The 3,354-nt window shown below is 48.6% G+C and carries 4 protein-coding genes and 1 pseudogene; 1 reads left to right on the forward strand and 4 read right to left on the reverse strand.

Features of this window, described 5'->3' with window-relative positions:
* Positions 1 to 340 precede the first annotated feature (340 nt).
* The 4 genes from NW818_RS01905 to NW818_RS01920 all read right to left on the reverse strand — a co-directional run bounded on the left by NW818_RS01905 (position 341) and on the right by NW818_RS01920 (position 2,029).
* Positions 341 to 631 carry a nucleotidyltransferase family protein gene (locus tag NW818_RS01905; RefSeq protein ID WP_414329506.1) on the reverse strand — a complete coding sequence of 97 codons (291 nt, stop codon included), beginning with the start codon at positions 629 to 631 and terminating at the stop codon, positions 341 to 343.
* 203 nt (positions 632 to 834) lie between these two features.
* Entirely contained in the window at positions 835 to 1,170 is a 336-nt protein-coding gene (locus NW818_RS01910) for a putative toxin-antitoxin system toxin component, PIN family (protein ID WP_414329508.1), read from the reverse strand.
* Entirely contained in the window at positions 1,160 to 1,384 is a 225-nt protein-coding gene (locus NW818_RS01915) for a hypothetical protein (protein WP_414329510.1), read from the reverse strand. The genes NW818_RS01910 and NW818_RS01915 overlap by 11 nt, the downstream gene beginning before the upstream one ends.
* 150 nt (positions 1,385 to 1,534) lie before the next feature.
* A complete protein-coding gene (locus NW818_RS01920; protein ID WP_414417583.1) occupies positions 1,535 to 2,029 on the reverse strand; it encodes a DUF3276 family protein in 495 nt (164 codons plus the stop codon).
* A 174-nt stretch (positions 2,030 to 2,203) separates the two neighbouring features.
* Here NW818_RS01920 and NW818_RS01925 point away from each other — a divergent pair.
* A pseudogene (locus tag NW818_RS01925) lies at positions 2,204 to 3,184 on the forward strand (integron integrase).
* The last annotated feature ends 170 nt before the right edge of the window (positions 3,185 to 3,354 follow it).

The following is a 3,354-nucleotide window of genomic DNA, read 5'->3' on the forward strand; positions in this document are numbered from 1 at the left end:
AATCCCTGGTTCCCGGGATCCAATGCCCACCGTTGCCCCCCCGTGCTTGAGAGCTTGTGTGTTTACTTATAGTCAATTCAAATGGCGATGAGACGGTAGCCAGTACAATAGCTCCGTTCGCGATAGTCATTCCGAATAAGTCTGGGACATTTGCCCTGCCTTCGATCTCTAACCGGCCAACACAAACATACCCCTTATCTGTCTCCCAAAGCAGACTATGGGAACCTGGGATCCCCAAGTTGCTTTCCTGCAGTCTGAAACAACCATATATCCTGGCCCAGAGGGATCCTCATCTAACTTAATTGCCTCTATTTCCGATCTTACTCTGTTCTGCCAATCTCTAGAAGGCACGAACCACCTCCCGGAGAACGGATTCTTGCAGATAGGGCTTGAGGGAGTCAGGCGTACCTAGATCAACCGGACTCTCTAAAATTTCCTCTAGATATCGTTTCAAGCGTACAAAAGTGAACAATCCAACTGGACGGTCAAACTCTACTAGCAGATCGATATCACTGTCTGTTTGCGCTTCATCCCTTGCTACTGAACCAAAGAGCATTAGAGACTTTACGCCAAAGTCCTTCAGAGTGTTCTGGTGATTTGCCAGTAATGTAAGGACTTCCTGTTTTTGCATTACCCAACCTGCAATGAAAAGAAAAGTCCATTAGGAATTATAGCTCACCTATTTCCTCTCAATTACGACTCAAACAAAGATTCATAACGCTTTGCAGGTCGCAGGCACAGTTGAGCGGAGGCACACCTTGCAGAGGACAGGGATCCCTGGGTTCCCGCAATGAGGGCATTTGAGCTTGCTCATCATCTTGTCTCTGGGTACATCTAACGGCACGCACATCTTGCCTTGCCATTAACAGCCAGTTCAAGAAACTTGTCGTCTTTGGGATCACGACACGTCGCCACGCGCTCTACAATCTCCACCAAGACGCCATCTCTAACAAAAGTGCTCAAGAACTCCATCCGTTCTTCCTCGGTTATATACCTTTCAAATCCTTTGCGCCGCAGGACATCGCTCAATTCTTCAACGGTCACACGTGAGATAAGCAATTTGCCTCTCTGTGTTGCCCTGTCAAAGACTTGACGAGTGACAGAACATCTCAACAGGAGCGCACTGATAACAACATTGGTATCAAAAACAAAGCATGGTTCATTCGACATTCAGCAGAGATTCCAGTATCTCAGGAGTTAAGCCACGCTCCTGTGCTTTTTGGCTGATTTCATCTATGACAACCTGGAGGGGACGCGGTGGTACGATGAGGTCGCGCAGCCAAAGGTTAAGTAACAACTGAAACTTTCTTTGCAGGTCAGCAGGAATTTGACTGTAAAGTCTCGCTGTATCTGCATCCAGAGGAATGGTAATCACTGTGTTCATCTTTCCAACTCCTCGATGTTGGATATTATTACACTTGAGATTAAGTCGCGCTGGCTAACGGTTTGCGCATCACCCGCAGGCGAGCCGAGCGCAGCGAGGCGAAGCCTGTCGGGTGCATGCGCGTGTTAGCCGCCGCTTACTTCCTGCAATTCACTTCTGATCTTCTCGTGCTGACAATAAACCCAACTTTGCTAATCGGGAACGAATTGCACTTGGCTGCCTTTGAAAGAATGTTGCCAATTCGACGATGCCAATTCCTTCATGATATTTTGTCTTCAATCGCTCATCTTCGTCAGATGTCCACCGTTCGTAGGCCTTTGGATACTTTTGCCTTATGTTATCGAGATTGTATGCTTTGCTCTTGACACCCAAAAACTGCAATGCTTTCTGCAAGCCTTCGGTGAACATTTCCAAATGCTCTTCAAAAATCATCACCCTGCTGTGATCGTAACTTGTACCCGTCTGCCGTGACTCACTAATGACCAGATATTTAGTTCCATCTTTGGCTTCTTTTACATCAAAAAAATAGGTGCGACTGCCTGCCACAATTTTATGGGTGAAAAGCTCTTTCTTTTCTTCGTTATTCACTGATGCTCTTCTCCTATCTTTCTTCTCGCAGACAAATGCCAGAGTTTGCTTTGACATTTACGCTGGTGTCAGACCTGTCTCAAGGCGGCTAACATGTGTTTCTGCAGCTAGATGACTGATAATCACCTAAGAAGCAGACTTTTCCATCGCCTAGTGTAATGCTACCCTAATTTGTCTGTATAGTCAACATTTTGAGCGATAATTACCTCCAAAGGGTTTTTATCTGGCTGAATGAGCATTAACACACCCATACCTAGACCCAGAAAGCTCCTGGAGCAAGTCAGTGATGCCCTCCGGGTCAAACACTACTCCTACCAAACCGAGAAATCTTATCTTCTCTGGATCCGTCGCTTTATCTTGTTTCACAACAAGCGACACCCCAAGGAGATGGGCGGCGAAGAAATCAACGCCTTTCTCACTCACCTGGCGGTGGAGGGTAAGGTTGCCGCTTCCACCCAAAACCAGGCTCTCAGTGCGCTGTTGTTCCTTTACCGAGAAGTGCTGCATCTGGAGCTAGACCTTGACCTAGACGCCGTGCGAGCCAAACGGTCACGCTATTTGCCTACGGTCTTAACCCCTGAGGAGGTCAAAGCCATCATTGTGCATCTATCCGGGATCCATCGCTTGGTGGTGCAGGTGCTGTATGGCAGTGGCTTGCGATTGGCGGAAGCCCAGCAGCTCCGGGTCAAAGATGTGGATTTTAACCAACGGCAACTGGTGATTCGCAATAGTAAAGGGATGGAGAGCCGGTTAACGATGCTGCCAGAAACCTTAGTGGAACCTTTGCAAGAACACTTGCTCTGGGCAAAGTGACAACATCAGCAGGATTTGGAACAAGGATACGGCTCAGTCTATCTGCCATTTGCTTTGGAGCGCAAGTATCCCAATGCGGAGCGGGAGTGGAGCTGGCAATATGTCTTTCCGGCAGAAAGGTTATCTCAGGATCCTCGCACTGGCATCACCCGCCGCCATCATTTGCATGAGTCTGGATTACAACGGGCGATTAAACAAGCTGTCCAAAAAACCGGGATCCCCAAGCGGGTCAGTTGCCACACCTTCCGCCATAGTTTTGCCACTCATCTCCTGCAAAACGGCTACGACATCCGCACCGTCCAAGAATTGTTGGGCCACAAAGATGTCAAAACCACCATGATTTACACCCATGTGCTGAATAAAGGCGGGCGCGGGGTGAGAAGTCCATTGGATCCTTAGAAGGGGACGCTCTCTGGGGAAGGGATCCTCTTCCCCTTTACAGTACCTCAGCGATCATTGCGAATTATTACGACCTTGCCGCCATGCTCCCAGCAGGGATCCGTTTCTCTGGTAGAACGGGAAACAGACAATAGGGGATCCTGCCTATCGCGTCAGCGGGACGGAGTCCT

This window comes from Synechococcus sp. R6-5 (genome assembly GCF_047461775.1).
Taxonomy (GTDB): domain Bacteria; phylum Cyanobacteriota; class Cyanobacteriia; order Thermostichales; family Thermostichaceae; genus Thermostichus.

What these genes read in the sequence shown, in the direction of transcription:
- NW818_RS01915 (WP_414329510.1), bottom strand. Translation starts at nt 1,384, where the DNA reads ATGAACACAGTGATTACCATTCCTCTGGATGCAGATACAGCGAGACTT.
- NW818_RS01910 (WP_414329508.1), bottom strand. Translation starts at nt 1,170, where the DNA reads ATGTCGAATGAACCATGCTTTGTTTTTGATACCAATGTTGTTATCAGT.
- NW818_RS01920 (WP_414417583.1), bottom strand. Translation starts at nt 2,029, where the DNA reads ATGTCAAAGCAAACTCTGGCATTTGTCTGCGAGAAGAAAGATAGGAGA.
- NW818_RS01905 (WP_414329506.1), bottom strand. Translation starts at nt 631, where the DNA reads ATGCAAAAACAGGAAGTCCTTACATTACTGGCAAATCACCAGAACACT.